The sequence below is a fragment of the Nocardia sp. NPDC004722 genome (assembly GCF_053601505.1).
Genome location: NZ_JBSGBY010000708.1, coordinates 1 through 3,994, shown reverse-complemented (window position 1 = coordinate 3,994; position 3,994 = coordinate 1). Strand labels below are relative to the sequence as shown.

The window sequence follows — 3,994 nt, the reverse complement described above, 5'->3', positions numbered from 1 at the left end:
GACCTGTGACCAGTGATCGGTGCGTACCGGCAGCGAATGAATCACGAAGTCCGGGAGGCTCAGTGCGGTGAGGGCGCCGCCGTGGCAGGCGCCGGTGTCGAGGCCCAGAACGCGGTTGTCGCGTATCAGGGGGTCGGGGGCGGTGACGTGGTGTCCGAAGACGATCGGCTTGGTGTCGGTGTAGTGGTCGTGCCAGATGCTGTCGGGGAACAGGGTTCGGAGTTCGCGCTCGCCGCGGGTGGAGCCGCAGAGGATCTCCTCGCGCTGGTCGGCGAGTGGGATGCCGGGGACCATGGCGGCGTGCACGACGCGGACGTGGTCGTTCTCGAAGTAGTAGGGCAGCGTCCGCATCCAGTCGACCATGGCGGCATAGCCGTCGCCCGCCTGCAATCGGGTGATTTCCTGGGCGTAGGAGTAGATCCCGCGGACATGTTTGCGTTCATGGTTTCCCATGACCGCCACCGAGTTCGGGCGTTCACGGAAGAGACCGACCACCTCACCCGGCTTCGGCCCACGATCGACCAGATCGCCGACGCTGACGAGTAGGTCGTCCTCGGCGAGCTCGGCCATATCGAGGAGCTCGACCAGTTCGTCGAAGCAACCGTGGATGTCGCCGATGATGACAGTGCGCCGCACCCGGCCAACGGTAAGCGCCGGCCGATGCCGCGAGCAACGCAATAATGCCGTCGCCCATGCTGTTTCGGCTAAGCGCCCTGGCCATAGTCTTCGGCGGACTTGGTAGCGGATTCGACGCCACCGAGCTCCTCGTGCCACCCGTCGGCCCACTGTGTCAGAGGACCGAGTCGCTCGACCAGCGTCCGACCGGTTCGGGTAAGGCGGTAGCCTTCCCGATGTTCGACCAGGTGCGCGTCGGTGAGCTCGGCCAGTCGGCGGGTCAGGACGCTCGAGGAGATGTCGCCGCAGGCGCTGCGGAGGTCACGAAAGGTGAGCGGCGCGGGCGCCTGGTCGAGTTCCCAGATCACCCGCAGCACCCAGCGTCGCCCGAGAAGGTCGAACAGGGCCATGATCGGTCGGCCGGTGGTCGACCCGCGGACCGGGAGTCCCGGGCGTGGAGCGCGGGCCGTCATGATCCGGCTGCGTGCGGCGGGGGTGAATCGTCCAGTCGGCGTGCCATTTCCGCGATCGCCGCACGCAATACCCGATACGGCCGCAGGAACAGTGTCACCTGGGTCAGGCTGCCGGTATCGGAAACCTCTTCCCGCAGTACGCCTTCGAGTTCCTGGTCGGCGAATCGAGCACTGAAGGCGAACACTCGCTGCTGCCCGTCTGCCCACTGCCGGGTCTCGCGCACCGAATCCAGGACGGTCGCGATCGTGGCCAGCAGATGCGCCGCCCGCCCTCGGCCGTGGTAGTCGGCGACCGGACTCGAGAAGGTCGCCTCCTCGGCGAGCAAGCCCGGTAGCAGCTCGGTGTCTTTGGATTGCCACACCGGCAGTATGAGACTTTCGGTCATGCCTCTATTTTAGAGGCAGGAGCGGCGGGCAGCGCCATGAGGGTGGCCTGCATCAGCGCGATCGGGCCCGCGCCATTGGTGTCGGAGTGGACTTCGGCCGTACAGACCGTGAGCGTGCGGCCCGATTTGACGACCGTCGCGGTCGCCAGAAAGCGTTGCCCGACAGCGGGACTCATCAGATTGACCTTGAACTCCACGGTGAGGATGTCCCGGTCGAGCGGTTGCAGGGACATGGCCGCGTAGCCGCAGGCCGAGTCGGCCAGGGTGGTGATGGCACCGGCGTGGACGAAACCGTTCTGCTGGCACAAATCGGCGCGGAAGGGCAATTCGAGCACGACACGGCCGGGAGCCAGACTCGCGACAGCGATGCCGAGGGTGGTCAGTAAGGTTTGGCGACCGATGCTTTCGCGCAGTCGTGCTTCCTGCGAAGTGCTCAGGGCGTCTGAAATGTCGGCCACCGCTCGAGCGTAGACGGCATGCGGGCCGACGAGCAGAGGTGAGTTCGCGCCAGCCCTGGGGTGCGTATCGGCGGTGTTCCGGCGCGTCCACACTCGGATCAAGGGATTCGAGCGCGGCTACGGGAGAAGACGATGGCGTTGTGGACACTGGTGGTCGGCCTGGCGGTCGCACCCTTCGTGCTGGTCGCCGGTGTTTGGGCGCAGCGGTTGAGCAGTGGCGAGTATCGGCGGCTGTGGCGGCCTTTCGAGCGGGCGCTCATGACCGGGCGGCCACCGGTCGAGATCGACGCTGCGGAGTGGGCGGAGTTTGTGGCCGCCCGGCGGCGCGGGCATCTGCGGGCGATCACGATCGAAGTGCTCGCGCTCGGCGTTTACGCGATCGGGGCGGTCAGCAGCGGTCAGTTGTTCGATCCGTTCCGGCTGGCGACCATGATGCTCATCGGGCTGTGCGCGGCTCAGATGGCGGTGCGGTTGCGCAGGATCGATCGGCTGGCCGCGCATTCGGCGGTCGCCGCTACGGCCAGGTGACTTCCAGGTCGGTGACCTCGAAACCCGCTGGGAAGTAGGCGGTTCGGGGTTCGCCGACGTGTCCACCGTGCCGCCGATAGAAGGCGATGGCGGGCGTGTTGGCTTGCAGGACTTCCAGGTACACGGGATGGCCGGGGTATTCGGTGGCGGCCCAGTCGAATCCGTGACGCAGGAGCAGGCCGCCAATGCCGCCGCGTTTGCGGGCCGGGTCGACGTGCAGGTTGTCGATGAGGACGCGGCCGTCGGGTTGGAGAGCCAGGTAGATGAATCCGGCCAGCTCGCCGTCGGATTCGGCGAGGAACAGACTGCCCTCGGCGTCGCCACCGGTGAGGCGAGTGAGCCACAGCGTTCGGTGGTCGTCGGCCAAGGAGCCGTCGAGGTAGCTCGCGGGCATGATGGCCGCGTAGGCGGTGCGCCAGCTGGCGGTGTGCAGCGTGGCGACCGCTTTCGCGTCGGCTTCGGTGCCTGGTCGGATCCGGATGGTCATGGGCTCAAGCCCGTTCGTCGAACGCCCGGAGGATTTCCGCGGCGGCGAGGGCCGGGGTGAGAGAGCCGTCGCGGACCTGTTGTTCCACCTGGGCGCGCAGGCCCTTGACCGCCGGGTTGTCGGTGAGGCGGCGCAGCAGACTGTCGTGGACCATGGTCCAGGTCCAGTCCACCTGCTGACGGCGTCGCTTCTCGGCGAACTCACCCGCCTCGGTGAGGACCCGGCGGTGGGTGAGGACGGTGTCCCAGAAGCCGTCGAGGCCGATGCCGTTGAGTCCGGACATGGTGAGTACCGGTGGCCGCCACAGCGATTCGCGCGGGTGGATAAGCCGCATCGCGCCCTGGAGTTCGCGGGCGGCGGCCTTGGCTTCCAGTTCGTGGCGGCCGTCGGCCTTGTTGACGGCGACCAGGTCGGCGAGTTCGAGGACGCCTTTCTTGATGCCCTGCAACTGATCACCGGTGCGCGCCAGGGTGAGGAAGCAGAACACGTCGACCATATTGGCGACGGTGACCTCGGATTGGCCGACGCCGACGGTCTCCACCAGGATGACGTCGTAGCCCGCCGCCTCCAGCAGCACGATGGTCTCGCGGGTCGCCTTCGCCACGCCGCCCAGCGTTCCCGCGGTCGGCGAGGGGCGGATGAACGCGTCGCGCTCCACCGACAGCCGCGCCATGCGGGTCTTGTCGCCGAGGATGGAACCGCCGGTGCGGGTCGAGGACGGGTCCACGGCCAGCACCGCCACCCGATGCCCCTGCCCGATCAGGTACATGCCCAGCGCGTCGATGAACGTCGACTTGCCGACGCCCGGAACACCGGTGATGCCAACCCGATTGGAGACGACCTCGCCGGTTTCGGGGGTGAGCCGCAGCAGCAGCTGCTGCGCGAGTTCCCGATGATCCGCGCGGGTGGATTCGACGAGGGTGATGGCGCGGGCCAGCCCGGCCCGCTCCCCCGCCCGCACCTGCGCGGCCAGCTGGTCGACATCGATCACCCGTACCACGATGGCGGTGCCGGCGGCGACCAGATCGCCATCGGCCACCGGGGTGG

At 67.8% G+C, this 3,994-nt stretch carries 7 protein-coding genes; 1 reads left to right on the top strand and 6 read right to left on the bottom strand.

The features are described 5' to 3' along the window. From ACWELQ_RS40325 to ACWELQ_RS40310, 4 genes are all read right to left on the bottom strand, one after another. A partial coding sequence (locus ACWELQ_RS40325) for a metallophosphoesterase family protein (protein ID WP_452402261.1) occupies nucleotides 1-636 on the bottom strand: 636 nt, incomplete at its 3' end. 68 nt (nucleotides 637-704) lie between these two features. Then, entirely contained in the window at nucleotides 705-1,088 is a 384-nt protein-coding gene (locus ACWELQ_RS40320; protein ID WP_452402260.1) for a winged helix-turn-helix transcriptional regulator, read from the bottom strand. Next, complete coding sequence (locus ACWELQ_RS40315) at nucleotides 1,085-1,474, bottom strand: hypothetical protein (RefSeq protein ID WP_452402259.1); 390 nt, start codon at nucleotides 1,472-1,474, stop codon at nucleotides 1,085-1,087. Before ACWELQ_RS40315 ends, ACWELQ_RS40320 begins: the two co-directional genes overlap by 4 nt. Then, the gene (locus ACWELQ_RS40310; protein WP_452402258.1) at nucleotides 1,471-1,932 is read right to left on the bottom strand and encodes a PaaI family thioesterase; all 462 of its coding nucleotides are present in this window, start codon (nucleotides 1,930-1,932) and stop codon (nucleotides 1,471-1,473) included. Before ACWELQ_RS40310 ends, ACWELQ_RS40315 begins: the two co-directional genes overlap by 4 nt. Nucleotides 1,933-2,064: 132 nt before the next feature. Here ACWELQ_RS40310 and ACWELQ_RS40305 point away from each other — a divergent pair, with 132 nt between their 5' ends. Next, nucleotides 2,065-2,460 (top strand): hypothetical protein, encoded by a 396-nt coding sequence (locus tag ACWELQ_RS40305; protein ID WP_452402257.1) that lies wholly within the window; start codon nucleotides 2,065-2,067, stop codon nucleotides 2,458-2,460. Here the strand turns inward: ACWELQ_RS40305 and ACWELQ_RS40300 are convergent. Continuing rightward, nucleotides 2,447-2,947, bottom strand: coding sequence for an N-acetyltransferase family protein (locus ACWELQ_RS40300; protein WP_452402256.1), 501 nt, complete (start codon nucleotides 2,945-2,947; stop codon nucleotides 2,447-2,449). The two genes, ACWELQ_RS40305 and ACWELQ_RS40300, sit on opposite strands and share 14 nt — an antisense overlap. A 4-nt stretch (nucleotides 2,948-2,951) precedes the next feature. Beyond that, nucleotides 2,952-3,950, bottom strand: a complete 999-nt coding sequence (gene meaB / locus ACWELQ_RS40295) for a methylmalonyl Co-A mutase-associated GTPase MeaB (RefSeq protein WP_452402262.1) — start codon at nucleotides 3,948-3,950, stop codon at nucleotides 2,952-2,954. Between the last annotated feature and the right edge of the window lie 44 nt (nucleotides 3,951-3,994).

What these genes read in the sequence shown, in the direction of transcription:
- ACWELQ_RS40320 (WP_452402260.1), bottom strand. Translation starts at nt 1,088, where the DNA reads ATGACGGCCCGCGCTCCACGCCCGGGACTCCCGGTCCGCGGGTCGACC.
- ACWELQ_RS40315 (WP_452402259.1), bottom strand. Translation starts at nt 1,474, where the DNA reads ATGACCGAAAGTCTCATACTGCCGGTGTGGCAATCCAAAGACACCGAG.
- ACWELQ_RS40300 (WP_452402256.1), bottom strand. Translation starts at nt 2,947, where the DNA reads ATGACCATCCGGATCCGACCAGGCACCGAAGCCGACGCGAAAGCGGTC.
- ACWELQ_RS40305 (WP_452402257.1), top strand. Translation starts at nt 2,065, where the DNA reads ATGGCGTTGTGGACACTGGTGGTCGGCCTGGCGGTCGCACCCTTCGTG.